This window comes from Streptomyces sp. 142MFCol3.1 (genome assembly GCF_000424945.1).
Classification (GTDB): Bacteria; Actinomycetota; Actinomycetes; order Streptomycetales; family Streptomycetaceae; genus Streptomyces; species Streptomyces siamensis.
In genome coordinates this window covers 187,686-212,670 of sequence record NZ_AUKV01000016.1, presented here as the reverse complement: position 1 = coordinate 212,670, position 24,985 = coordinate 187,686, and the positions used below count along the sequence as shown (strand labels likewise).

The window sequence follows — 24,985 nt, the reverse complement described above, 5'->3', positions numbered from 1 at the left end:
TCACTCACCCCCCTGCCGTCGCAGTGAAGTCGCCGGGTCAGGGCGGTGCAGCGCGAGGAAAGCCGTGATCGCCAGCGGGGTCACCGCCACGGCGGCCAGCAGCACCGCCACGTGCGGGAGCGGCAGTCGGACCAGGACTTCGGGGGTCGGCCGGGTCGCCTGGGACGTCAGCACGATCAGCGGCACCACGGCCCGTGCCAGCACCGCGCCCAGGGCCACGCCCACCACCAGCGCCAGGGTCACCAGGACGCCCTGCTCGACGGCGATCAGCCGGGCCAGCTGGCGGCGTGGCGCGCCCAGCGCCCGCAGCACCGCGAACTCGGCTCCGCGCTCCCGCAGCGACCCGGCGGTGCTCACCGCGAATCCGACCGCCGCGAGGGCCGCGGCCACCACGGCCGCCGCGGCGAACGCGGCCTGGGGGCCCGCCCCGAACGGGTCGTCGCGCAACCGGTCCGCGATCTCGTCGCGGACGACGACCTGCGACGGCTCGATGCCGGGCCGCTCCCGCAGCTCCGCCGCGACCCGTGCCGAGTCGCCGGGCGCCGTCCGCAGCCACCATTCGCCGGGCGGGACGCTCTGCCCGTAGCGCGCCTGGAGCACCCGGTTCACCGACCGGAGATCGACGATCAGCGCACCGCCGTTCTCCGAGGCCCGGATCGTCGCTCCGGCCGCCGTGCCGTCCGGCGGGCTGTCCGTCGTCGGCAGCGCGCGAACGCTGTCCACGATCCGCACCGGCACCGTACGGCCGCCGAACGGAACGTCCACCCGGTCTCCCGTCCGGGCGCCCGACGAGGTGAGGAAGCGGTCCGTCGCGATCGCCGTGATCTCCGGAGCCTTCGGCTGCACCACCTGCATACGGACGGTCACCGAGGTGATCTGCCAGGCGAGTTGGAGCGGGAGGTAGCCGGTGCCGTAGCGGACCGAGAGCGACCGCTTCGAGGCCTTGTCCACGCGCGGGGGAGTGGGGCGGGTGGAATCGTCGGGGGACGCCGCGGTGCTGGTGGTCCCCGACGCCGTCTTCCAGTCGGTGGGCAGCGGCAGCGCGTGCTCCTTGCCGTCGGCGCCGGTCGCGTTCAACGCCTCGACACCGAAGCGGTGTTGCTGCGCGGTGTCGGTGGGCTGGGTCATGTCCAGCTGGAGTCCGGTGAGCAGCAGGGCCGCGGTGCTCCGCGGGAGGTCGAGGGCGAGCGGGTGCGCCCGCCCGTCGGAGGGGAGTCGGCCGATCCGCAGCGAGTGGGGTGTTCCGTAGCGGTCCTCCAGGGTGACCGACACGTCCGCGGTCGTCGTGCCGCCCGTGCTGCTCAGACGTACGGTCATGCCGAGCCGTTCGCTGCCCTTGGGGACCGGCGTCCCCCTGGAGCCCCCCTTCGGCCCCAGTCCCCCGAGCAGCGGGCGCACCGGCCGGGCGGCCAGATCCCGGCGCAGCAGCACACCGTCCGCCGCGTGCGCCGTGTCGAGGGCGAGCACCGTCGCGGTACGGCTGCCCGACAGCGGCAGCGTGGTGCGGACGGCGGGAGCGGCCTGTCGTACGCGGGGCAGGGCCGCGTACGCCTCGGCCTGGCCGAGCGCGTCCTCGTCGCCCGCGAGGACACGGACCGACGTACCGGCCCGGAAGTCCGCCTGGTCGTCCTGCGAGCGGTTCCAGGACGCGCCCTGGCCGATGGCGAGCATGCCCATGGCGACGGCGAGCACGAGCAGGAGGACCGGTCCGGCGCCGCGCATCGGGCGGCGGCTGAGCTGCCAGCCCGCGAGCGCCGTGGGCAGTCCCCGGCCGCTCGCGGCCCGGTGTTCCGCGAGCCGCGCCACCGGCGGCAGCAGCCGCAGCGTGAGGACGGTCCCGGCGAGCAGGGCGAGGGCGGGGGCGGAGACCAGCAGGGGATCGACGCCGAGGGTGCCCGTGATGTCGCCGCTGACGGCGCCGGACGTCTGCCGGTCCAGCTGCCAGTACGCGACGCCCGCGATCGCCAGCAGCCCGACGTCCGCGCCCGCGCGCACCGGCGCGGGCAGCGTGCGCGCCCGGCCTCTGTCGCTGTCGCCCGCCGTCAGTGCCGGCACGATCACCGCGAGCGCGCAGCCCAGCGCCACGCCCGCCGCGACCAGCCACACCGCGCCGAGCCCCTGCGAGGTGTCGAGGCGCAGCCCGATCCGTGCCAGCGCCCCCTGTCCGGCGAGCAGCCGGGTCAGCGGTCCGGCGAGGAGCGGCGCGCAGAGCGCGGCGGGAAGGGCGAGGAGCAGTGCCTCCAGCGCGGCGAGCGTCCCGACGCGGGCGCGCGAGGCGCCGCGCGCCCGCAACACCTCGGTCTCGCCGACTCGCTCGGCGCTCAGCAGCCGGGCGACGAGCAGCAGCGCGTATCCGGCGAGCAGGGCCAGCTGCGACGCGACGATCAGGAGTGTCGAACGCGAGACGAGCAGCGAGCGCTCGACGCTGTCCAGGACCTCGGGCAGCGAGGTCGACACGGCCGTCGCCCCGGTCAGGGCGGGGTCCTTGCGCAGCTTCCGCTGGCCGTCGCGGGCGGCCTCGCGCAGCGCGCCGATCATGCCGGGCGTCAGCGTGGAGAAGTCGGCGGACGCCAGCCACGCGGTCTCACCGGCGCTCACCCGGCCCGCGGAGAGGACCGCGGGATCGGTGAGCAGCGGCCCGTACGTCGTGAAGTCCACCTTGTTGATCCCCCGGCCGCGCAGCGCGTCCAACTGCCAGTACGGGGCGGTGGGGCGGACCGGCTTGTAGAGGCCGGTGATGCGGACGTGGATCTTGGGGCCGCCGAGCCGGTCGACGAGGGTGAGGCGGGCGCCGGGCTTCAGGCCGAGGCGGTCGGCGGCGGCGACGGGCAGGGCGACATCGACGACAGGGCCGTCCGGGCCGCCGGGCAGCCGCCCGTCGGTGACCCGCACCTGGCTGTGGTCGAGGGCGGCGAAGTGCGTGAGGTCCGGGTCACCGGCGCGGGCGGCGGGGGGCTGGAGGGAGCGGGGCAGGGCGTACGGGCCCGAGCGTGTCAGGGTCCGCCGGGTGACCGGCAGCCCGGAGAAGGTCTTCCGGGCGCCCTCGCGCACGGCGCTGTCGGCGGCCCCGCGCTCCCCGGCGGGGACGTCGGCCCGGACGATCAGGGCGGTGCTCACGGCGTTCCCCGGGTCCTTGAGCGCGTGGCGCAGGGACGCGTCGCCGATCGAGCCGGAGTAGGCGGTGAGGGTCGCCAGCACCGCCGTCGTCAGCAGGACGGTGAGCAGCGCTGCGGCGAGCAGCAGGCGGTGCGCCCGCGCCCGCAGTAGTACGAACCCCGTCACCCGGACCCCCGCCCGCCCCCGTCACCCCGTCGGTCCCTCTGTCGTCGTCCCGGGACCTCCGGCGATGCTGGCAGAGGGACAGGGCCGCTGGTAAGCGCTTGTAGGCAGGCCTTGACCGGATTGTGACCGGAATTCGGCGTCCGGCGACCGGAATGCGCCCGTCAGCCTCCGCGCGGGGCCGGTCCCGGGCCGTTCGGAACCGACGCCGGGTCCGGCGGGAAGGAACGCCGAGCCGGCGGGAAGGGACGCCGATCCGACGGGAAGGGACGCCGATCCGACGGGAAACCGCATCGAGCGGTCGGGACGTGACGCCGACCGGTCGCGAGACGGCGGCGACCGGTCGCGAGACGGCGCCGAGCGGCCGGTGAGCGATTCCGGTCCGCCGCCGAGCGACGGACCGGCGGCGGGATCAGCCCGGGGTGTTCACCATCGAAGCCGCCGCGTACGTCAGGTAGTTCCACAGCGTGGTCTCGTGCTCCTCGGAGAGGCCGAGCTCCTCGACGGCGACCCGCATGTGTTTGAGCCAGGCATCGTGTGCCGCCTGGTCCACGGTGAAGGGGGCGTGGCGCATCCGCAGCCGGGGGTGGCCGCGGTTCACGCTGTACGTGTTCGGGCCGCCCCAGTACTGCATCAGGAACAGCGTGAACCGCTCCTCCGCCGGGCCCAGGTCCTCCTCGGGATACATGGGCTTCAGCAGCGGGTCCTCGGCGACACCCTGGTAGAACCGGTGCACCAGGCGCCGGAAGGTCTCCTCGCCGCCGACCTGCTCGTAGAAGGTCTGCTCCTGAAGCGTGCCGCGCCGAATCTCTTTCACCCGTCCATGGTCTCAGACGGGGTGACCGAGGACTTGAGGCTTAGGACTCCTCGCCCTCGCCGGGTCCGTCGCTCGCCCGGCGGCCCGTCGGGCAGCACAGTGGAGACATGGGCGCGCACGCACTCGACCACGAACTCGACGACCTCGCCGCGCAGGCGCGGGCCGCGATGGTGCGCGAGATCGAGGCGAGCGGTGCCTGGGAGGCCGATCCCGTCTGGCGGGAGGCGTTCGAGACGGTCCCGCGCCACCTCTTCGTGCCGTACTACTACGTCGGCGTCCTCGGGGGCTTCGAGCGCGTGTGGGGCGAGGACCCGGACCCGCGCAGCCGGGAGCGCTGGGTGCGCGGTGCGTACGCCGACGCCCCGCTGGCCACCCGCGTGCGCGACGGCGAACTGGTCTCCTCCAGCAGCCAGCCCTCCCTGATGGCGGCCATGCTCACCGAACTGGAGGTACGGGACGGGGACGCCGTCCTGGAGATCGGTGCCGGGACCGGCTACAACGCGGCCCTGCTCGCCCACCGGCTCGGCGACGACCGGGTGACCACGATCGACCTGGACGCCGAGATCACCGAATCAGCGCGCCGGCATCTCGCGGCCGCCGGCCATCACCCGCTCGTCGTCACCGGCGACGGAGCCCGTGGTGTCCCCGGGCGCGCTCCGTTCGACCGGATCATCGCCACCTGCACGCTGACCACGATCCCGCGCCCCTGGCTGGCCCAGTGCACCCCCGGTGCCCGCATCCTCGCGCCGCTGGCCACCGGTCTGATCGCGTTGCGGGTGCGGGACGCCCGGCACGCCGAGGGGCGCTTCCTGCACACGCCGGCCTACTTCGTACCCCTGCGCGGCGCGACCCGGCCCGAACGCGCGCCGGAGCACGTCGGAGGGCTGCCCGCCCGGGCCCGGAACGAGGAACTGCTCCGCTTCCTGCTGGCCCTGACCGTGGGCGGTCTCGACCCGCGGGAGGCCTACGAGCTCTGGGAGCGCGAGGGCCACCCGGTGCGGGAGCGGTACGGGATCACGGTCAGCGGGGATCGCGCCCGGGCCTGGCTGGACGACCCCGAGGGGCCGCACACCTGGCCGCTGCCGTGAATCCCGTGCGGGCTCGTGGGGCGGTGCTCAGCCCCGGCGGAGCGTGATCGTCGTCCAGGCGCCGACGTGCACCCGGTCGCCGTCCTGGAGAGGCACCGGCACGAACGGCTGGATGGGCTCCTCCCCGCCGTTGACCGTGGTGCCGTTCGTCGAGTTCTGGTCGACGACCGCCCAGCCCCCGTCCGGCTGCTGGACCAGGACGGCGTGCTGGTGCGAGACGCCCGGGTCCTCCGGGGGCACCGACAGGTCGATGTCCGGGGTGTCGCCGGTGGAGTGCCGGCGACGGCCGATCGTCATCTGGTTGCCGGTGAGCGGACGCTGCTGCTCCGGCGAGTACGCGGGCAGGTTCAGCCCCGCGGCCTCGGGGCCCGAGCGCTGCATCATCGCCATGAAGTATTCGCGGTCGGGACCGATCGTCACGCTCCACGCCAGCGGCTGCTGCTGGTAGCCGGGGCCGGGCGGCGCCTGGGTCACGCCGGGCTGCGGGTAGCCGTAGCCGCCCTGGCCCGCGCCGGGACCGTTCGGACCGCCGGGACCGGCAGGAGCGCCGGGCGCACCCCCCGAGGGCGGGGAGATCACCCAGTCGTCGTCACCGCCGAAGGCCGGGCCGCCGGGCTGCGGGACGCCGGGCTGCGGCGGGCCGCCCTGGGTGAAGGGCGAGGCGGGCTGCTGGGTGTACGCCTGCGGGGCGCCGGGGCCGCCGGGCGTCGGGCCCGGAGGCGGCGGCACGGGCCGCGAGGGGTCGCCGCCGAAGCCCGAGGGGCCGTCCGCACCCCACGGGGAGGAGGGCGGGCCGGGCGGGATCGGCTCGGCGGGCCGGTTCATCTGCGAGGGCCGCGAACTCTGGTACTCGAACGGGTCGTGACCGGGACCGGCACCGGGACCGCCCGGCTGGCCGGGGCCCTGCTGCGGGAACCGCGGCGGGGGGTTGCCACCGGGACCGCCCATGCCACCGGGACCGCCCATGCCGCCGGCCGGCGGACGCGGCGCCGCCGGCGTGTACGACGTGGCGGTGTTGGTCAGGAAGTTCCACCGGCACTCCTCGCAGAACGGCGCGGCGCCCTCGCGGGGCGTGCGGCACTGCGGGCAGAGCTCCGGATCGGGGTCGGGCACGGGGGACAGGTGCTGGCGCCCGCCTGAGCCGGGCGGCGGCGGGGGCGAACCGGGCGGCGGATAGCCGTACCCGGCGCCGGGCGGCGGGGGAGGTGGCGGGGGCACGGCTCCGGCCATGCGGTGACCGCAGACCTCGCACCAGTCGTCGGAACCCGACTGATGTCCGTTCGGGCAGGTCGGCATGTCGGCGCTTCCCCCTTTCCTTTCCGGCCCTGGGGGCCGGGTTTCTCCGGCTCCCCGAGGGAACCGGGCTCGCTACTTCTTTACACGAACGGTCTTTGTGGACCGTGTCTCGAGAGTCATCTCGTCGGCCTCTTCGACCTTTGCCTTCAATCGCACAGTACCTGCCGCGGCGTCGACCACGTCCACCACCTTCGCAAGCAGTTTCGCAGTATCGGCATTGCCGGAGGCGCCGGCGAGCTGAACGGCACGTCCCAGCTTGGCTGTTGCGCCGTCCACATCACCCGCTTTGCGCGCATCCAGGCCTTGTTGGATGACTTGCGCCAGTTCGGCCTGTCCTGTGTAGTGCGCCACCTGCGGGTTGATCGACGTCGAGGCGGCCATGTCGTCCGTCCACACCGCCCGGACGAGACCCTGCGCGCCGAGGTTCTGCACGCTGCCGTCGCCCTGCGGGATGACCAGCGACACGCGGGCCGCCAGCATCTCCTGGCCGATCCCGGCCGCCGGGACCTCCACGCACACGTGGTAGTCGCGCGACTCGTCGCCCCAGGAACCGGTCGGGTAGTCCCCGGCACGAGGCCCGGCCTCGCTCCGGCGCTCCGTCAGTTCCGCGACCGTGGGCGCCACTTGCTTGACGAACTTGATCTGCGTCCCGACCGGCGTCCACAGGCGCAGCGCGACGTCCGCGACCTCCTTGCCCATGGCCGTCTCCATCATCTGCGTGAAGTCGGCGGAGAGGGCGGCGGGGTCGGCCACGATGTCGGCGGTGCCGAGGAGCGCGGAGGCGATGCCGGTGACCTCCTTGACCTCCCAGTCGGTGCCCACTCCACGCGCGTCACACGTGAACCGTCCGGCGCAGGAGTCCAGCGCGGCCTTCAGGTCCTCGGGCGACTCGTGTTCGTTGCGCCCGTCGGTGAGCAGGATGCCGTGCCGGATGGAGACCTCCGCGGAGGACAGCAGCCGGTCGGCCAGGCGCAGCCAGGTGCCGATGGCCGTGCCGCCGCCCGCGCTGAGCCGGCGCAGGGCCTGCTTCGCCTGGTCGCGGGTGGCCGCGTCGGCGACGGCGAGCCGCCCGCCGCCGGGATAGACCTCCTTGGCGACGTGCGTGCCGCCGATCACCGCGAAGTGCACGCCGTCGCGCAGCGTGTCGATCGCGGCGGCCGTCGCGTCACGGGCGTTGCGCATCTTGGTCGGCGGGTAGTCCATCGACCCCGAACAGTCGACCATGATCGCCACGGCCGCGTCCGGTCCCTGTCCGGGCGTGTAGAGGTGCGGTGCCGCCACGGCGCTTCCGATGGTGCCGCCGCCGGTCGCGCTCACGGTGACGATCGCGTTGACCTCACGACCGCCCTCGGGCAGGTACTCGTTCTGGTACACGTCGACCGAGAACTGCGGCACGTTCGACTTCGAGAAATTGGCCATGCCTTCTCTGTCCCCCTCGGGCCTCCGGTGCTGACGGAGGTGATGACTGTATGCGGACCGGTCCCCTCCGGTCCGAGGCCGTCGCCCTGTGCGCGGTCCGCGGTGCCGGGACCCGCGGTGCCACCACCCGCGGACCCGCGGTCCGCGGGCCGGTGGATCCGTGGCCCGGCTGGTCCGGGTTTCGCGGCCTCAGGCCGATCCTGCCCCCTGCGGTGGGGCGGGGAACGGCACGACGGCCACTGTTACGTTGTCGTGGCCCCCGCCGTCCAGGGCGTGACCGACCAGCACCTGCGCGCTGTGCAGCGGTCGTTCGGCGGCGTCGAGGGGTACGGCCTCGGCCATGTCCTCGGCCGCCTCCGCGTAGTTCCACAGACCGTCGGTGCACACCACCACTACACCCGGCCGGTCCGGCTTGAAGGAAGCGGTGTGCGGCTCCAGTTCGTAGGCGTCCGCACCGAGCCAGCCCGTGATGGCGTGGGCGCGCTCGTCGGCGTACGCCTCCGCCTCGTTCATCAGGCCCGCCGCGACCATCTGGGCGGCCCACGAGTCGTCCTCGGTGAGCCGGGCCGGCGGCGAGGAGCGGTCGACGGGCACCCAGTAGGCGCGGCTGTCGCCGACCCAGCCGACGACCAGCAGGGCGCTCGTGACGACCGCGCCGACGAGGGTGCACGCGGGCGCGTTGACGTGGGGCGCGTGCTCGCCCTGCGCGGTGGACGCGTCGGCCAGCGCGTTGACGGCGTCCGCGGCGGCGACGATCGCGTCGTGCATCGCCTGCTGCGGATGCGTGCCCCGCGGCAGGGCCGCCAGCAGCGCCTCGTTGGCCGCGTTCGACGCGGCGAGCGACGCCTCGTCCGGACGGGTCGCCGAGGAGACGCCGTCGCACACGATCGCGACGACCGCGGGCGACCCGTCGGGCAGCGCGGTGGACGAGATCGCGAACGCGTCCTCGTTGCGGTGGTGGCGCAGACCGCGGTCGCTGACCGCCGCGACCGCGCCGAGCTCCTGCTCCATGTGATCGCGCTCCCGGGGCTGCGCGTGGCCGCAGTTCTCGCAGTAGCCGTCGTCGTCGACGCGGCCCGAACGGCAGGCGACGCACAGCTTGGTACCCGCGGACGGGCTCGCCAGATCGGCGGTGCGGGGATCCGCGGGGGCGCCGGCCGCGCCGCTGCCGGCTGCGGGGGCCTCGGCCGCCGGGGGCGCCAGGGGGTACTCGTCCGGTTCGGAGGGCCGGTCGAAGCGCACCCCGGAGTGCTCCGCCCCGGGCGCCTGCCCGCCGGACGGCCGGCCGTCCGGAGACGGTGCGCCCGCCGCCGTGGCGGGCGGCCGGGCGTCGGGGAGATGTCCGCCGGACACCTGTCCGACGGGTGCCTGCGTGCCGGGGGGTTGTCCGCCCGGCACCTGTCCGACGGGCGGCTGCGCCCCCGGCGCCGGAGTGCCGGGGCCCTGAGGAGCGGGGGGCGCCGTCGGAGCCTGCGGGGCGGGCGGCCGCGCACCGGCGGCCGGGACGCCCCCGGGCCGCGCCGGACCGGGCTCGTGCGCACCCGCGGACTCCAGGTCCGGGTGCGGGTGCGGGAGTTCGGAGCCGCCCGAATCCGTGCCGCGGATGTCGGTGGCCCGGTGCATCGGCGCGGGCATGTCGGAGCTGTCGGCCTCGGGAGCGACGGGCCACTCCACGGACGCGGCGGCGGCCGGAGGCCGAGCCGACGTGCCGTTCATCGTGATCGTCGCGTCGTCCGGGCTGTCCTGCGGCGGTGCGGGCACGGCCGACAGGTCGTAGCCGCACGCACCGCAGAAACGGTCACCCGCCTCCAGCGGCTCCTCGCACACGGGGCACCGCGAAAGGGCCGTCGGCTGGGGCATCTGGGACATCAATCACACCCACGTCCGGGGGCGGTAACGATTCGCACGTTCCACCAGGTCGATCCTCTCCTCGCCGCCCTGCGCGAGCCGGGCCAGCGTGCGGTACGAACGCTCCAGTCCGAAGCGGAGACCGCGCTCGTCCAGCGCGCTGCCGAGCAGCACACGTCCGCCTCCGGGAGCCGGAGCGGAACCCTGGCTACCGGAGAGTACCCAGTCCAGCGCACAGCCAAGGACTTCCGTCGACAACTGCTCGCGTCGGACCGCGTCCAGACCGTATCCGTCGAGCGCCTCGACCTGGCCCGCCGCCGCGGTCAGGTCGTCCAGGAACGCCGCTGCCGCCGCTTCCTCGGCCAGCCGTTGGCGCAGCCGAGCCCGGACGGCCGCGACCCGCGCGGCGGTGTAGTGGATCGACGCCTCCGGCACGGACTCCAGGGTGGCCACGGCGGCGCGCCGGTCGCCCGCGGCGAGCTGCACGCGGGCCAGCCCGAACGCCGAACTCACATAGCTGGGGTCGGTGGTCCACACCAGCCGGTAGTACTCGGCGGCGTTGTCCAGCTGCCCGAGCACCTCCGCGCACAGACCGAGCGCCAGCTTGGGTGCGGGCTCCCCGGGGAAGGCGTCGTAGACCGCGTCGAAGGACAGCGCCGCGATCTCGAACTCCCCGGTGGCCAGCGCCGCGACACCGCGGTACCAGACCACCCGCCAGTCGTCGGGATGGTCCGCCTCCAGGGAGTCGAGGGCCTTGCCCGCGCTGGTCAGCTCGCCCATTTCGAGGCGGGCCCGCAGCTCGCGCAGCCTGAGCTCGGGCGATCCGGCCGGCGCCGCCCGCAGCGCGGTGATCAGCTCCGCCGGGGCGGACGCCATGAGACCGGCGAGGAAACCCGCGTTGGGGTCGCTCGGGTCCACCAGCGGGACGGGCAGCGCGAGCGCCGTGCCGCCCGCCTGGACGGGTTTGACGAGCGCGCTCGGTGCCGTCGTCGGGGGCAGCGCGGGAGTCGCGTTCACCCCGTCCGGCCGCAGGGCCGTGTCCTTCTTCCCGCGTACGGGTAGAGCCCGTGCGCCCAGGCGCGACACCTGGCCGTCCAGCTTCCCGAACAACTCGGTGTCGGTGACCTTCAGTTCGGGGCCGAACAGCGTCGACAGCGCCGGCCGCGCCCGGCCCGTCTGGAGGGAGACGACCTCGCGCAGGACACCGGTCAGCTGCTCGGACATCTCCTGCGCGGACGCGAACCTGCGGGCCGGGTCGGGATCGGTGGCCCGGACGAGGAGCCGGTAGAACGACTCGTACCGGCGGAAGACCTCGATGTTGTCCGGGTCCGGCAGGGAGTCCACGAAGACGTTCGTGTAGCCCTGGAAGTCGAAGGTGAGCACCGCGAGGGTGCGGGCGACCGTGTACAGGTCGCTCGCCACCGACGGCCCGAGCTCCGCGACCTCCGGCGCCTGATAGCCGACCGTGCCGTAGATGGCCGACTCGTCGTCGTCCATCCTGCGCACCGCGCCCATGTCGATCAGCTTCAGCTGGTCCTCGGTCTGGATCGCGTTGTCGACCTTGAAGTCGCAGTACAGGAGGTTGCGGCTGTGCAGGTGACCGAGGGCCTCCAGCGCCTCGATGCCGTAGGCGCAGGCCTGCTCCACGGGCAGCGGGTCCCGCTTCCCGTCCGGTGTGCGGCGGCCGTTGGCGATCTCCTTCAGCGACTTCCCGCCGACGTACTCCATGACGATGTAGCCGTCCAGCGAACCCGTCCGCTGGTCGAGGTGCTCGACGAAGTTGTAGATCCGCACGATGTTGGCGTGCTCGATCTCGGCGAGGAAGCGCCGCTCGGAGATCGCGGCGGCCATCGCGTCCTGGTCGCCGGTGTCGAGCAGGCCCTTGAGGACCACCCAGCGGTCGGAGACCGCGCGGTCGACGGCGAGATAGACCCAGCCCAGCCCGCCGTGCGCGAGACAGCCCACCACCTCGTACTGGCCGTGCACGATGTCGCCCGTGTGCAGCTTGGGCACGAACGAGTACGGGTGGCCGCACTTGGTGCAGAAACCCTCGGTGCGTCCGGGCCGTTCGCCGCGGGCGCGACCCACCGGAGCCCCGCAGTCGGAGCGCGAGCAGAACCGCTTGCGCTCGGGGACCTCGGGGTTCTCCTGGACCATCGCGCGCGGGTCGGGCCGCGGCACGTCCGGCACCTCGACGAGACCCGCCCCGAGCCGGCCGCGCCCGGAGGCACCGGCGGTCGAACCGGAACTGCGGACCGACACCGAGCGGCCCGTCGTCCGGCCCGACAGCGAGCGCGACAGGCGTCCGGAGACCGAGCGGCGTGACTGCGAGGAACGTGACGAACTGCGCGAGCTCGCCCGTGAACTGCTGCTGGACCCCGTGCCGGAGCCGCGCGAGCCCTTCCCGCCCGCGGTGATCCCGGTCGGGGGCGAGCCCACCATGCCGGTCGCCGACACCACCGGCGCCAGCCCGCACGTGTCGCAGTACAGCTCTCCGCCGCCCACGTCCTCGTACGAACCCGAGCAACCGGGCCGCTGGCACTTCTGCTGCCCACCCGGGGCCTGCTGACTCACGATTCCCCCCTCCGGTCCGCCCCGTCGATCCGGTCGACGGGCTCGCCGCCCTGCTCAGGCACGCGCGGACTCAACAGGTCGGCCGCGGCCCGCTGATAGCGCAGCACGGCCTCCCCGGCGACCCGCAGATCGCAGGGCGCGCTCCACAGCATGCGGCGCGCCGCGTCGTACCGCTCGACGAGGAACGGGTCCTCGGCGAGGCCGTGCCGTGCCACCTTCGCCCTGTACGCGTCGAGGCGGCCGCGCAGCTCCGCGCGGACCGCCAGCGGCGCGGTGACCGCGGTCAACGACTCGCGGGCGCGCAGGAGTTCGTCCTCGGCCCGCTCCTCCAGCGATTCGAGCAGCGGGGAGAGCCGGTGCCACTGCGCGTGCCTGCGGTACTCCGCGGCCGTCGCCAGCTGCTCCTGGAGCGCGGTCGGCGGACCGCTGACCACGGGGACCTCGGACGCGGCGATCTTCGCCAGAACCTCACCGCGGGCGCTGCGCGCCTCGGCGAGCGTGCGGTCCGCGCGGCTGAGTACGTCCCGCAGCTTCACAAGCCGTGCCTCCGCGTCCTGCCGGACGGTGAGCACCGCGTCGATCTCCCGGCGCACGTCCTCCAGGGCACGCGCCTCACGGTCGTACGTCGTCGTGTCCGGACGGCCGCCGCCCGGCGCCGAACTGCCCTGCGCGGGAGTCCAGAAGGCCAGCGGGTCGGACACCACCCGCTCGCGCAGCGCGGTGAGCGTGCGGGTGATCCGCTCCAGGTCGTCGCCCGCCGGGTGCTCGCCCGGGCGCACGCCGACGGAGTGTGCGAGCCGGCGGGTGCGCTGGAGCTCCGCGGCCAGTAAATCGATGCGGGCGGGCAGCGCGGACCAGACGGCGTCCGCGGCGACGACCATGTCCAGGGAGGACGCGTACAGCTCGTTCATCCGCTCCACCAGCGCGGCCAGCGAGAACTGTTCGCTGAGCTTGCCGGCGGAGAGCGTCGGGGCGTTCGCCGTGGCGGTCGCGCTGCCCGCGACCGTGACGCTCTCGCCGCGCAGCAGTTCGGTGAGTTCGACCAGGTCGTCACGGCTGGACCAGCGTCTGCGGGAGCGGATGTCGCGCGCGGAGCGCAGCGCGTCCGTGTACGCGTCGAAGTAGGCCCACAGCAGGGTGATCGACGCGTCCGCGGCCCTCCAGCGCTCCTTGGTGGTGCCGGTGAGCTCGGCGCCCTCCAGGAGCCTGCGGCCCGCGTGGTCCTGCAGGGCGAGGAGCGAGGTCTCGATGGCCTCGTGCTCCGCGCCGAGCCGCGCCAGCGCACGGTCCACCTCGTCCCGGTCCATCACCGGCCCGGGGGGTCCCGTGACGCCCATCGATCACCTCTCGCTCTCCGTCGTTGCCCGTGCGCCCGCCGTTGCGGGTGGTCCGCGCCGGGTAACTCTCCAGTCGTGTCGTCGGTTACTTGTACTTCGCCGCGGGCGGGTCCGCCGACAGCGAGCCCTCGCCCAGGGTGGCGGACAGCCACTTGTCGTACGAGGCGCGCCAGCCGCTCTTGCGGTAGTCCACGAGGACCTGGTTGACCCGGCGTACCAGATCGTGCGCGCCCAGTTTCATCGCCACGCCGTAGTACTCCGTCGTGAACGTGTCGCCCTTCAGCACGACCGTCGGGTCCTGCGCGGCCTGGCTCGCGGCGAGCGCGCCATCGGTCACCACGGCGTCGACCTCGCCCAGTTGGAGCCGCACGAGGCAGTCGAGCTGGTTGGGGACCGTGGTGGAGATGTCGGCGGAGGGGACGAGCTTGTCCGCCTTCTTGTCCGCGTCCAGCTTGTCGTGGGCCGTGGAGCCCGTGGCCGTGCAGATCCGCTGGTGCGCCAGCGTCTTGTCGTACCCCTTGATGGGGGAGGTCCGCGGGGCGAGGACCTGCTGGCCGGTCTTGAAGTACGGTGCGGAGAAGGCGACCTGGCCCAGGCGCTCGCAGTTGATCGTCATGGTGCGGACCACCATGTCGACCTGGCCGCTCTGGATCGCCGGGATGCGCTGGTTGGTGGGGATGGCGTGGAACCGGATCGCGTTCTCGTCGCCGAGGATCTCGCGCGCGATGCGGTGCGCGAGGTCGATGTCGAAGCCCTCCAGGTCGCTGCCGCCGCGGTTCGGGTTGCGATAGCCCCAGCGGTAGCTGTTCTGGTCGACACCCACCGACAGATAGCCGCGCTTCTTGATGGCGGCGATGGTGTCGCCGCTCTCGTCGCCGGACGGGGCGAGGCTCCGGTCCTGCGGGTCGGTGCACTCCTCGGCCTTCGCCTGGGTGCCCTCGGCCACGCCCCGGCCGCCGATTCCCGTGCTGTCGTCCCCACCGCTGCCGTTCAGGGGCAGCAGCAGGGCGAAGATCACGGCGAGAGCGCAGGCGACGGCCATCGCGCCCACGCCGCCCCAGCCCTTCAGGCTCGCCCTCAGGCGTCGTGCCGTCATTGCCGCTCCCCCTCTCACCGGTACTCCGAAAGCCTGCGCCCGATACCGAGCACCGCGCCCGCCGCGGCCAGCACCGCGAGGACCGCCGCGCCGACCGGCAGCCCGGTCATCGCGTCCAGTCCGCCGTCCGCCGCCTGCTTGAATTCGGCCTGCTCGTGGTCGAGCGCCTTCTCCAGATTCTTGTCCACGCCGTCGAAGCACTCGCCGGTCGGCTTGACCTTGTCGGAGCCGATCACCAGGTCCAGGGCACCCTGGTAGTCGCCGCCGTTGTCGGCCTCGCGGGCATCGGCGTGGCGGGACTTCCACACCTTCATGTTGGCGGTCGCCGCCTTGACGGGCGTATCGCCCGCCGCGTCGTCGGAGAGCTCCGCGGCCTTCGCCAGGCCCTTGGTGAGCGTCTTCATGTCCCGCTGGAAGTCGTAGTCGTACAGGTCGACGGTCGTCTTGCCGTCGGCCAGCGTCTTGGTCTCCGCGCCGCGGCTGACCAGGGTCAGGTTCTCGTTGCCCCGGGCCTTGAGGGAGGCGATCCGGGCGTCGTGCAGCACGTTCAGCGAGCGGACTCCGTGGTCGTACGACTCATCGAGCCCGGCCCGCGCGACGCTGTGTCCGACCACCAGCCAGAGCAGCACGACCGTGGCGGCGGCGGAGGCGGCGACCATGCCCTGGTTCAGCACGCGGTTCGTGCGGCGGTAGTTGCGCCGCTGCGCCCACACCAGACCGCCGAGCGCGAGGACACCGAGGCCGATCGCGGCCCACGGGTACGGCTTGGCGTCCGCGTAGTCGGAACCGAGCCGCTGGTTCTCCCGCTTGTAGAGGTCCTCGGCGGCGGGCAGCATGTCGTTCTGCATCTTGTCGTTCGCGTAGCGCAGGTACGCGCCGCCCAGCGGGTAGCCCTGGCGGTTGTTGGCACGCGCCCGCTCGATCAGGCCCTTGTACTCGGGCAGCAGACGGTTCAGCTTGGTGATGGTCTTCGCCGAGGGGGAGCCCGGCTTCGAACTGTTGGCCGCCGTGATCAGCTTGGCGGCCGCCGTCCTGATGTCCAGCTCGTACCGGTCGCGGGAGGCCTTCGTCTCCTGGCCGCCGGCCAGGAAGCCGCTGGAGGCCGCCGTGTTCGCGTCCGCCAGTGAGCGGTAGATGTCGGCGGCGCTCGCGCTCAGCGGCTGGCTGCTGTGCAGCACGTCGTCCGCCGCCGCCGCGCGCTCCGTCATCTGCCAGGCGGTGACCGCGCCGAACGCGACGACCAGCAGCGCGAGCAGCGCGCCGATGATCCGCAGCCGGCCCGGCTCGGTCGTGGCGGCGGCGCGCAGACGGTCGACGCCCTCCGCCCAGGCCGTGCGCCGGGCGGGGGCCGCGGGGTCCGTCCGCGGGCCGGCGGGGCCGCTCCACGGGCCGGGAGGCCCGGGCTGCGGCGGGACCGCGGGCATCGTGGGCGTGGCCCGTCCCGGTGGTGCCGTGCTGCCCTTCGGCGGCTGTGTCACTTGACCTCCCCCATGGTCATCCGTTCCGTCACCGTCGTCCCGTGCGCCGGTGGTACGGAGCGCGGACGAAGGTGCACGGCCGCAAGTATCCCCGCCGTGGCTGACATCCGCACAGGCCTTGACTGGATCTTGTTCGGATTGCCGCGCACCCTCCGTACGACAGCGGGCCGTTCGGGCGGCAGCGCAGCGCGAAACCCCCGCGCCACCCCCCTTCCCATGAATACGCGATCCGGATCTGTTCGGTTCCCGTTCGTGTCAGAGGAGACCGGTGAGCCGCCGCAGGCTGCGCTCCCCCTCGCGTCGCACGCCGAGCGGGACCAGCGCCGCGCGTCCCGGCACCCGCACCCCTCCGGTGAAGGCAACCCGGGTCCCGGTGCCCTCGGGCGCCGCCGCGACACCGATCAGCAGGAAACGGCTCTGCAGCCAGCACCAGCCGGGCCGTTGCTCCCCGCGCAGCCCGGCCCGCATCCCGTACCTGCTGCGGGCCAGCGCCTCCACGTGCGGCCCGTCGCGCCGCACCACGCGCAGCCCCCGCATGTCGGGGACGATCCGCCCGAAGTCGCCCTCCAGGTCGTCGAGCAGCGCCCGCACGCGGTCGTACGGAGCCGGCACGACGCCCTCGGTGACGTGTGCGCCCCGGACACCGGCGGCGAGGACCCGCAGCCGCCGCACCGGGTCGAGGCCGGCGACCGGCCATCCGCCGGCCGTCCCGGAGGGGCGCGCCATGGGCCCGGGCGCCCCGGGTTCGGTCCTGTCGGGTTCCGTCATGAGCTCCACGCCTTCCGGAAGGTGTCGCGTGCCCGGTGCAGCCGGGACTTGACCGTGCCGACGCGGATGCCGAGCAGGCCGGCAGCGGCCCGCTCGTCCAGGCCCTCCACGTCGCGCAGGACGAGCACGGCCCGGTGCTCCGGGGACAGGCGGTCCAGCACGTCCCTGATGTCGGCGCCGAGTTGGGGGTCTCCGCGGGCCGGGAGGGTGCTCAGATCGGCCGGCACCGTGCGGCCGGCCCGCCCGGCCAGCCGGACCGCCTCGCGCACCGCGATGGCGCGGACCCAGCCGCGCAGCGCGGCCGGGTCCCGCAGGGAGCGCAGTGAACGGAAGACCGCGACGAGGGCCTCCTGCGCGGCGTCCGGTCCCTGGTCCAGTGCGATGGGACCGCAGATACGGGCCACGTAGGGGGCGAGTTCGTCGAGCAGCCCGGCCATGGCGAGGGTGTCGCCGCGCTGGGCGGCACGCACCAGGCGGGCCGTTTCGTCATCGGACACGTACGGCATCTTCCCCGCGCGCGGGGAACCCCGAGACAGCGGTGCGCCGGTGCCGGGCGACGTGCAGGGCGGCGACGCACAGCAGGGCGCACAACGGGGTGTAGAGCGTGAGGTTGAGCCGGTGGAACACCGTCGAGGTGTCCTGGGCGAAGACCCAGTAGACGCCGGCGAGAGCGCGCAGCGACAGTCCGGCCGCCACGGCGAGGGTGCCCAGCCGCAGCAGACGGCCGGGCCGTACGGACTGGGCGACGACGATGCCGCTCGCCGTCAGCAGGAGCGCGGCGAGCGGCAGGAGGACGGGCGGCGTGAACGGTGCCTCGACGCCCAGGACGGCGTGCGACAGGCTCTTCTCGTCGGCGGCCGGCCAGGTGGAGCCGGTCGCCCAGAAGAGGTGGAGCAGGGCGTCCGCGGTGAGCACCGTGGCGAGCGGTGCGGCGGCTCGTCGTGCCGTGCGGTCGGACATGAGACCTCCTGCGGTAGGGATCGACACCCACCAGAGGCGCCGTCCGCGCCGTTCGTTCCCCCGGATGTGCGGGAATTCCCGGCGCGGCCCGTCCGGCGGCCCGACGTGGCCTCAGGCCTCCTCGTAGTGCGCCCGCACGCGTGCGTGCACCGCGTCCGGGGCGTCGACGTGATCGAGGCCCAGGAGTGCCGCGCCGAGCACCGGGCTGGTGGTGACCACGCGGGGGACCGCCTTGGGGGCGCGGGCGGCGAGGAGTTCGCGTATGCGGTCGTCGAGCTGGGGGTGGCGCGCCGCGAGGACGGACCCGCCGAGCAGGACCGGGGTCTCCTCGGCGAGCAGGTCGAGACGGGTCAGCGCGACCGTGGCCATCGCCACCACCTCGTTCGCGAGCCGGTCGACGAGGGAACGGGCCACCGCGTCGCCGTCCGCCGCGGTGGCGAACAGCACGGGCGTCAGCTCGTGCCGCCGGGCGGTGTCGACGTCCCCCAGGTGGAGCGCCTCGATGAGCGCGTACATGGAGGTGAGCCCGAAGTGCGCGGGCAGGGTCCGGGCCAGGGCGGTGGGCCCGCCGCGTCCGTCCTCGGCGCGTGCGGCGTACCACAGGGCCTCCTCCGCCAGGCCCCAACCGCCGCCCCAGTCACCGGAGATGCGACCTATCGCGGGGAAGCGGGCGGTGCGGCCGTCGGGCCGCATGCCGACGCAGTTGATGCCGGCCCCGCACACCACGGCCACACCACGCGGTTCGGCGATCCCGGCACGCAGGATCGCGAAGGTGTCGTTGCGCACGTCCACGCTCGGTCCCCACGCGCGCGCCCGCAGTGCGGCGGCCAGCTGCTCCTCCTCCACGGGGAGGTCCGCGTTGGCGAGACACGCGGACACGTGCGAGGCGGAGGCCACCCCGGCTTCGGCGAATGCCCTCCGTACCGCCTCGCCGACCGTGTCCACGGCGGTGTCGACCCCCACGGCCGGGGGCCGGAAGCCGCCGCCGCGCGCCGTGCCGGTGACGTCGCCGGCGGCGGTGATCACGGCGACGTCGGTCTTGCTGTTCCCCGCGTCGATGGCCAGGACCAGCGCCGTGTCCCGGGCGGCCGGGGCGGACGCGGGGTGCGCGGGGCCGGTCCCGGCGGCCGTCCCGGCGCCGGGACCCGATGACGTCATGCCCACGCGAGGTGCTCCCGGTTGTGCGCGATCAGCTGGTCGGTGAGGGTGTCGGCGTACGCGTACTGGCCGATCAGGGGATGGGCGAGGAGAGCCCGGAAGACGCGGTCGCGGCCACCGCGCAGGGCGGCCTCCAGCGCCAGGTCCTCGTACGCGGTCACGTTCGCCATCAGGCCCGCGTACAGCGGGTCCACGGCGGGCACGGGCAGCGGTGCGGGCCCGTGGGACCCGATGGCGGCCTGCACTTCGACGACGGCGTCGTCGGGCAGGAAGGGGAGCGTGCCCTTGTTGTACGTGTTCACGACCTGGTACGGGCTGCCCCCGCCACCGAGCAGGGAGGCCGCGAGGTCCACGGCCGCCTCGGAGTAGTAGGCCCCGCCGCGCCGGGCGAGCAGCTCGGGCTTCTCGTCGAGCGCCGGGTCACCGTACATCTCCAGCAACTGCTTCTCCATGGCGGCGACTTCGGCGGCCCGGGACCGCTTGGTCCGCAGGTCGCGCACGACCTCGTCGTGCGCGTAGTAGTAGCGCAGGTAGTAGGAGGGGACGACGCCGAGGCGGTCGACGAGGGTGCGCGGCAGGCGCAGGTCGTCGGCGACGGCGTCGCCGTGCTCGGCGAGCAGCTTGGGCAGCACGTTCTCGCCCTCGGGGCCGCCGAGGCGTACGCCGGTCTCCCAAGTGAGGTGGTTGAGGCCGACGTGGTCGAGGTGCACGTCGGCGGGGGCGACGCCGAGCAGCGCGGCGAACTTCCGCTGGAAGCCGATGGCCACGTTGCACAGTCCGACCGTCCGGTGGCCGGCCTGGAGCAGGGCGCGGGTGACGATGCCCACGGGGTTGGTGAAGTCGATGATCCAGGCGTCCGGGTTGGTCCGGCGGACACGCTCGGCGATGTCGAGCACCACCGGGACCGTGCGCAGCGCCTTCGCCAGGCCGCCCGCGCCCGTGGTCTCCTGCCCGATGCAGCCGCACTCCAGCGGCCAGGTCTCGTCCTGCAGGCGTGCGGCCTGGCCGCCGACGCGCAGTTGCAGCAGTACGGCGTCGGCGCCCTCGACCCCGGCGTCCAGGTCGGACGTGGTGACGATCCGTCCGGGGTGCCCCTGCTTCGCGAAGATCCGCCGGGCGAGGCCGCCCACCAGTTCGAGGCGCTCGGCGGCGGGGTCGACGAGGACCAGTTCCTCGACGGGCAGGGTGTCCCTGAGCCGCGCGAACCCGTCGACGAGTTCGGGGGTGTAGGTCGATCCCCCGCCGACCACGGTGAGTTTCATGTGTGGTTCAACCCTTCACTCCGGTGAGCGTGACACCCTCGACGAACGCCTTCTGTGCGAAGAAGAACACGAGGATCACAGGGGCCATGACCAGCACGGTAGCGGCCATGGTGAGGTTCCAGTCGGTGTGGTGCGCGCCCTTGAACGACTCCAGTCCGTAACTGAGGGTCCAGGCGCCCGGGTTCTCGGACGCGTAGATCTGGGGCCCGAAGTAGTCGTTCCAGGCGTAGAAGAACTGGAAGAGCGCGACGGCGGCGATGCCGGGCCTGGCCATCGGCAGGACGATCCTCAGCAGGGTCCGCAGCTCCCCGCAGCCGTCCACCCTCGCCGCGTCCACGTACTCGTTCGGGATGGTCATCAGGAACTGGCGCAGCAGGAAGATGGAGAACGCGTCCCCGAAGGCCATCGGGATGATCAGTGGCCACAGTGTGCCGGACAGGTCCAGCTGCTTCGCCCAGAAGAGGTACATCGGGATGACGACGACCTGCGGCGGCAGCATCATCATCGAGATGACCAGCATCAGCGACAGGTTCCGGCCGCGGAAGCGGAACTTGGCGAGCGCGTACGCCACGGGGATGGACGACACGACCGTGAGGACGGTGCCGGCACCGGCGTACAGCAGGGTGTTCTTCCACCAGGTCAGGAAGCCGGGCGTGTCGAAGACCTTCTTGTAGTTCCCCCACTCCCAGGTGTGCGGGATCAGGTCGCGGCTGAGGGCCTGGGTGTCGCTCATCAGCGAGGTCAGGAACACGAACACGAAGGGCAGGACGAAGAAGAGGGCCGCGGCGATGCCCAGCGCGTGGACCGCGACCCACTCCAGGAGGGCCCGGCGGCGGGCGGTGCGCTCGGCGGGCGAGGAGGGTGCCTTCAGTCCCACAGGCTTGTCGAGTACTTGGGTCATGGTCAGTCACCTGCCTGGATGAGGCCGCCCCGGCGCCGCATCAGGAACGCGGTGAACACCATGGACAGGGCGAACAGCACGAGCGCGACCACACAGGCGGAGCCGTAGTCGAAGCGCTGGAAGCCGAGGTTGTAGACGAGCTGCGGCAGGGTGAGCGTGGACTTGTCGGGGTAGCCGGGCTCGAACTGCGTGCCGGCGCCCTGGATGACGCCCGAGGCGACCTTCCCGGCGATCAGCGGCTGCGTGTAGTACTGCATGGTCTGGATGACCCCCGTGACCACGGCGAACATCACGATCGGCGAGATGTTCGGCAGCGTGACGTACCGGAACCGCTGCCACGCGGAGGCGCCGTCCAGCTGGGCGGCCTCGTACTGCTCGGTGGGCACGTCGAGCAGCGCGGCCATGAAGATGACCATCAGGTCGCCGATGCCCCACAGGGCCAGCAGGGTCAGGGCGGGCTTCGACCACGTCGGGTCGTTGAACCAGCCGGGGGCCGGGACGCCCGCCTTCTCCAGGATCGAGTCGACCGGTCCCGTACCAGGATTGAGGAGGAAGGCGAAGGCCATCGTGGCGGCGACGGGCGGTGCCAGGTAGGGCAGGTAGAAGAGGGTGCGGAAGATCCCCGGCCCTGTCTTGATCTTCGTGATCAGCAGGCCGATCCCGAGTCCGAACACGACCCGCAGGCTGACCATCACGACGACCAGCCACAGGGTGTTGCGCAACGCGGGCCAGAACAGCGGGTAGTTCTCGAAGACGTACGTCCAGTTCTTCGTGCCGCTCCACGTCGGCGGCCGGAAGCCGTCGTAGTGCATGAAGGAGAAGTAGACGGTCGAGATCAGCGGGTAGGCGAAGAAGACCGCGAAGCCGATCAGCCAGGGGGACATGAAGGCGAGGGTCCGAAGCGCCGAACGGCGGCGCTTCGAAGCCAGCGTGACGGTGGTCATTCCGGGCCTACTTCGCCTGCGCGATGTCCGTGTCGATCTGCTTGGCGGTGCTCTCCAGGCCCGCCTTGAGATCCTTGGCCTTGCCGCTCTCGTAGTCGTACCCGAACTGCTGGATCGTCACGAGGTAGGTACCGCCGTTGATCGAGGCGGGCGTCGTCGTCGAGTTCGGGTCGGACGCGATGTCCAGGAAGGTCTTGAAGCGCGGGTCGTACTTCAGCTTCGGCGACTTGAGCGCGGCGAGCGTGGACGGGACGTTGTGGATGTCGTTGGCGAAGCCGACCACCGCGTCGGTGTTCGTGGTCATGTATTCGACCAGTTCCCAGGCCGCGTTCTGCTTCTTGCTGGTGGACGCGATGCCCGCGATGGTGCCGGTGATGTAGCCCTTGCCGTACTGGTCGGCCTGGTCGTCGGGCACGGGCAGCGGCGCCACGCCGATCTCGAAGCCGGGCTTGGCGTCCTCGGCCATGCCGAGGCGCCACTCGCCGTCCAGTTGCATGGCGACCTGGCCGGTGTGGAAGGGGTGCTTGGGTCCCCACTCGTCGCCGAGCCTGGAGCGGTACCGCTCCAGCTTCTGGAAGCCGCCGAGCTCGTCGACGAGCTTCTTCTGGAGGGTGAACCCGGCCGTGAAGGCGGGGTCCTTGGCGATGTTCGACTTGCCGCTGCTGTCGAAGTACGTCGGCGAGAACTGCCCGAAGTAGTGCTCGGTGGTGGACTCCCAGCCGTGGTAGTTCGGCATGAAGCCGAGCTGCTCGTAGGAGTCGCCCTTGGAGACGGTGAGTTTCTTGGCGTCCTTCTCGAACTCGGACCAGGTCTTCGGCGGACCGGCGATCCCGGCCTTCTCGAAGGCGGTCTTGTTGTAGTAGAGCCCGTACGCGTCACCGAGCAGCGGCACCGTGCACCGGTTGCCGTCGAACTGGGTGTACTCGTTCATCGCCTTCGGGAACGTCGTCTCCGGGTCGACGCCCGACTTCTTGAAGAAGGGGTTCAGGTCGACGAAGGCGCCCGACGAGCAGAACTTGCCGACGTTGTTGGTGGTGAAGGACGAGACGACGTCGGGCGCCTTGTCGCCGCCCGCCCGCAGCGCCTGGTTGATCTTGTCGTCCGTCATGTTGCCGACGATGTTCACGTGGATGTTGGGGTGCGCCTTCTCGAAGCCCGCGACCAGCGACTTCACGGCCTTGACCTCACCCGGCGCGCTCCACGCGTGCCAGAAGTTGATCGTCTGTTCCTTGGACGCGTCGTCGTCGGCGCCGGAGCCGGACTGGCCGGTACAGGCGGTGGTGAGGAGGGCTATGGAGGCGGAGGCGGCGAGCGCGACGACCGCTTTCCTGGACATTCCGGGCATAACGGGGTCTCCCTAGGCAGGGCGGGGCGGTGAAGGGGGTCGAGAGGGTGCGGGAACCGGCTAGCGGGAGGTGTCGAAGACCTCGTCGCGGGTGGCCGCCAGGGCGCTTTCCAGCGCGCCCCGGAGCACGGGGTGTTCGTGTACGTCGCCGACGACGAGGCGCGGCCGGGACGCGGCCAGCTCCTCCAGCTCGGACTGGACCAGGGCGCGCAGCGGCTCGCCGCCCGCGGTGAGCGAGGCGCCGCTGAGGACCACGAGCTCGGGATCGAGCACCGAGACGAGCGAGGCGAGACCCGTGGCGAGACCCGTCGCGTACGTCTCCAGCAGCCGCCGGTGCGGCCCCTCCTCGAGAGTGGCGGCCCGCTCGACGACGGCGGCGGCGACCTCGGCGTACGGACCGGTGGGTACGTCCTTGATGCCGAGCTCGCGCGCCAGCTTGGGGATGGCCTGCGAACCCGCCAGCTCCTGGTAGCCGCCGCTGTTGGCCTTGGTGACCTGGCGGACCAGGGGTGCGCCCGGCACCGGCAGGAAGCCGACCTCGCCCGCGCCGCCGGTCCAGCCCCGGTGCAGCCGCCCGCCCAGGACGAGTGCGGCGCCGAGACCGCCCTCGTTCCACAGCAGGACGAAGTCGTCGTGGCCGCGGGCCGCGCCCAGCCGCTGTTCGGCGATGGCCACGAGGTTGACGTCGTTCTCGTACTCGACGGGCATCGGCAGTGCGGCCGCCAGTTCGTCGAGCAGGCTGGGGGAGTGCCAGCCGGGCAGGTGCGAGGCGTAGCGCAGCCGGCCGGTGTTCGGGTCGAAGGCGCCGGGGGTGCCGATGACGAGCCGGCGGACGTCGTCGCGGGCGAGCCCGGCCGCCTTCACCGCGCCGTCGAGGGCGTCGGTGACCTGGCGGACGACCGGCTGGGAGGGGTGCCGGCCGGGGGTGGGCAGTTCGTACTCGCCGACCGTGCGGCCGGTGATGTCGGCGACGGCGGCGAGGATGCGCTCGGGGGTGACGTCCAGGCCCGCGGCGTGGCCCGCGCCCGGGTTGACGACGTACAGCTGGGCGTTGGGGCCGGGGCGGCCCTCGCTGGTGCCGGTGGCGAGGACGAGGCCCGCCGCCTCCAGACGGGCGAGGAGCTGCGACGCGGTGGGCTTGGACAGCCCGGTGAGCTTCCCGATCCTGGTCCGCGACAGCGGTCCGTGCGCGAGGAGCAGGTCGAGAGCGGCGCGGTCGTTCATGGCGCGCAGGACGCGCGGGGTGCCCGGCGTACCGGCGGATCCTGCCATCGGGGTCGACACCTGCCTTTCTCGACTGCCCAGCTTCCCAGTGACCGGACGGGGGAGTCCACGGGGGTCCGCGTGACGTCGCGCGGACCACCGCAAGATCACTGTTAGGAAAGTTTCCTGTTCGGTGGGAGGAACGTAGGCCG

Annotated in this window: 19 protein-coding genes; 1 reads left to right on the top strand and 18 read right to left on the bottom strand. The window is 73.0% G+C overall.

Translation table 11 applies throughout. The features are described 5' to 3' along the window. Positions 1 to 3,282 (bottom strand): FtsX-like permease family protein, encoded by a 3,282-nt coding sequence (locus H305_RS0124360; RefSeq protein ID WP_028802702.1) that lies wholly within the window; start codon positions 3,280 to 3,282, stop codon positions 1 to 3. Between the two features lie 409 nt (positions 3,283 to 3,691). After that, positions 3,692 to 4,096, bottom strand: coding sequence for a globin (locus H305_RS0124355; RefSeq protein WP_028802701.1), 405 nt, complete (start codon positions 4,094 to 4,096; stop codon positions 3,692 to 3,694). Between the two features lie 107 nt (positions 4,097 to 4,203). Between H305_RS0124355 and H305_RS0124350 the strand changes: the two genes are divergently transcribed. Beyond that, positions 4,204 to 5,184, top strand: a complete 981-nt coding sequence (locus H305_RS0124350; RefSeq protein WP_028802700.1) for a methyltransferase domain-containing protein — start codon at positions 4,204 to 4,206, stop codon at positions 5,182 to 5,184. Positions 5,185 to 5,211: 27 nt separating this feature from the next. On the opposite strand, the gene H305_RS0124345 is transcribed toward H305_RS0124350, so the two are convergent. The 16 genes from H305_RS0124345 to H305_RS0124270 form a co-directional block, all read right to left on the bottom strand. Beyond that, complete coding sequence (locus tag H305_RS0124345) at positions 5,212 to 6,480, bottom strand: FHA domain-containing protein (RefSeq protein WP_028802699.1); 1,269 nt, start codon at positions 6,478 to 6,480, stop codon at positions 5,212 to 5,214. A 72-nt stretch (positions 6,481 to 6,552) separates the two neighbouring features. Next, positions 6,553 to 7,899 (bottom strand): vWA domain-containing protein, encoded by a 1,347-nt coding sequence (locus tag H305_RS0124340; protein ID WP_028802698.1) that lies wholly within the window; start codon positions 7,897 to 7,899, stop codon positions 6,553 to 6,555. Positions 7,900 to 8,088: 189 nt separating this feature from the next. Further along, complete coding sequence (locus H305_RS0124335) at positions 8,089 to 9,768, bottom strand: protein phosphatase 2C domain-containing protein (protein WP_037765174.1); 1,680 nt, start codon at positions 9,766 to 9,768, stop codon at positions 8,089 to 8,091. 3 nt (positions 9,769 to 9,771) lie between these two features. Then, positions 9,772 to 12,321, bottom strand: a complete 2,550-nt coding sequence (locus tag H305_RS0124330; protein WP_028802696.1) for a serine/threonine-protein kinase — start codon at positions 12,319 to 12,321, stop codon at positions 9,772 to 9,774. Next, positions 12,318 to 13,658: a hypothetical protein gene (locus H305_RS0124325; protein ID WP_028802695.1), complete on the bottom strand. Its 1,341-nt coding sequence runs from the start codon at positions 13,656 to 13,658 to the stop codon at positions 12,318 to 12,320. The genes H305_RS0124330 and H305_RS0124325 overlap by 4 nt, the downstream gene beginning before the upstream one ends. 85 nt (positions 13,659 to 13,743) lie before the next feature. Beyond that, positions 13,744 to 14,754 (bottom strand): glutamate ABC transporter substrate-binding protein, encoded by a 1,011-nt coding sequence (locus H305_RS0124320; protein ID WP_028802694.1) that lies wholly within the window; start codon positions 14,752 to 14,754, stop codon positions 13,744 to 13,746. A 14-nt stretch (positions 14,755 to 14,768) separates the two neighbouring features. After that, positions 14,769 to 16,232 (bottom strand): hypothetical protein, encoded by a 1,464-nt coding sequence (locus tag H305_RS0124315; RefSeq protein WP_028802693.1) that lies wholly within the window; start codon positions 16,230 to 16,232, stop codon positions 14,769 to 14,771. A 255-nt stretch (positions 16,233 to 16,487) separates the two neighbouring features. Then, complete coding sequence (locus tag H305_RS0124310; protein WP_234021021.1) at positions 16,488 to 17,000, bottom strand: hypothetical protein; 513 nt, start codon at positions 16,998 to 17,000, stop codon at positions 16,488 to 16,490. Next, positions 16,997 to 17,506, bottom strand: a complete 510-nt coding sequence (locus tag H305_RS0124305; protein WP_028802691.1) for an RNA polymerase sigma factor — start codon at positions 17,504 to 17,506, stop codon at positions 16,997 to 16,999. Before H305_RS0124305 ends, H305_RS0124310 begins: the two co-directional genes overlap by 4 nt. Beyond that, positions 17,487 to 17,960 (bottom strand): DUF3995 domain-containing protein, encoded by a 474-nt coding sequence (locus H305_RS46940; protein ID WP_051370897.1) that lies wholly within the window; start codon positions 17,958 to 17,960, stop codon positions 17,487 to 17,489. The genes H305_RS0124305 and H305_RS46940 overlap by 20 nt, the downstream gene beginning before the upstream one ends. 111 nt (positions 17,961 to 18,071) lie before the next feature. Beyond that, complete coding sequence (locus H305_RS0124295; RefSeq protein WP_078629227.1) at positions 18,072 to 19,118, bottom strand: N-acetylglucosamine kinase; 1,047 nt, start codon at positions 19,116 to 19,118, stop codon at positions 18,072 to 18,074. Then, positions 19,115 to 20,380, bottom strand: a complete 1,266-nt coding sequence (locus tag H305_RS0124290; RefSeq protein WP_028802689.1) for a 6-phospho-beta-glucosidase — start codon at positions 20,378 to 20,380, stop codon at positions 19,115 to 19,117. The genes H305_RS0124295 and H305_RS0124290 overlap by 4 nt, the downstream gene beginning before the upstream one ends. A 7-nt stretch (positions 20,381 to 20,387) precedes the next feature. Then, a complete protein-coding gene (locus H305_RS0124285) occupies positions 20,388 to 21,281 on the bottom strand; it encodes a carbohydrate ABC transporter permease (protein ID WP_028802688.1) in 894 nt (297 codons plus the stop codon). Between the two features lie 2 nt (positions 21,282 to 21,283). After that, entirely contained in the window at positions 21,284 to 22,225 is a 942-nt protein-coding gene (locus tag H305_RS0124280) for a carbohydrate ABC transporter permease (RefSeq protein ID WP_028802687.1), read from the bottom strand. A gap of 7 nt (positions 22,226 to 22,232) precedes the next feature. Then, positions 22,233 to 23,570, bottom strand: a complete 1,338-nt coding sequence (locus H305_RS0124275; protein ID WP_028802686.1) for an ABC transporter substrate-binding protein — start codon at positions 23,568 to 23,570, stop codon at positions 22,233 to 22,235. A 60-nt stretch (positions 23,571 to 23,630) separates the two neighbouring features. After that, positions 23,631 to 24,842 (bottom strand): ROK family transcriptional regulator, encoded by a 1,212-nt coding sequence (locus H305_RS0124270; RefSeq protein ID WP_028802685.1) that lies wholly within the window; start codon positions 24,840 to 24,842, stop codon positions 23,631 to 23,633. Between the last annotated feature and the right edge of the window lie 143 nt (positions 24,843 to 24,985).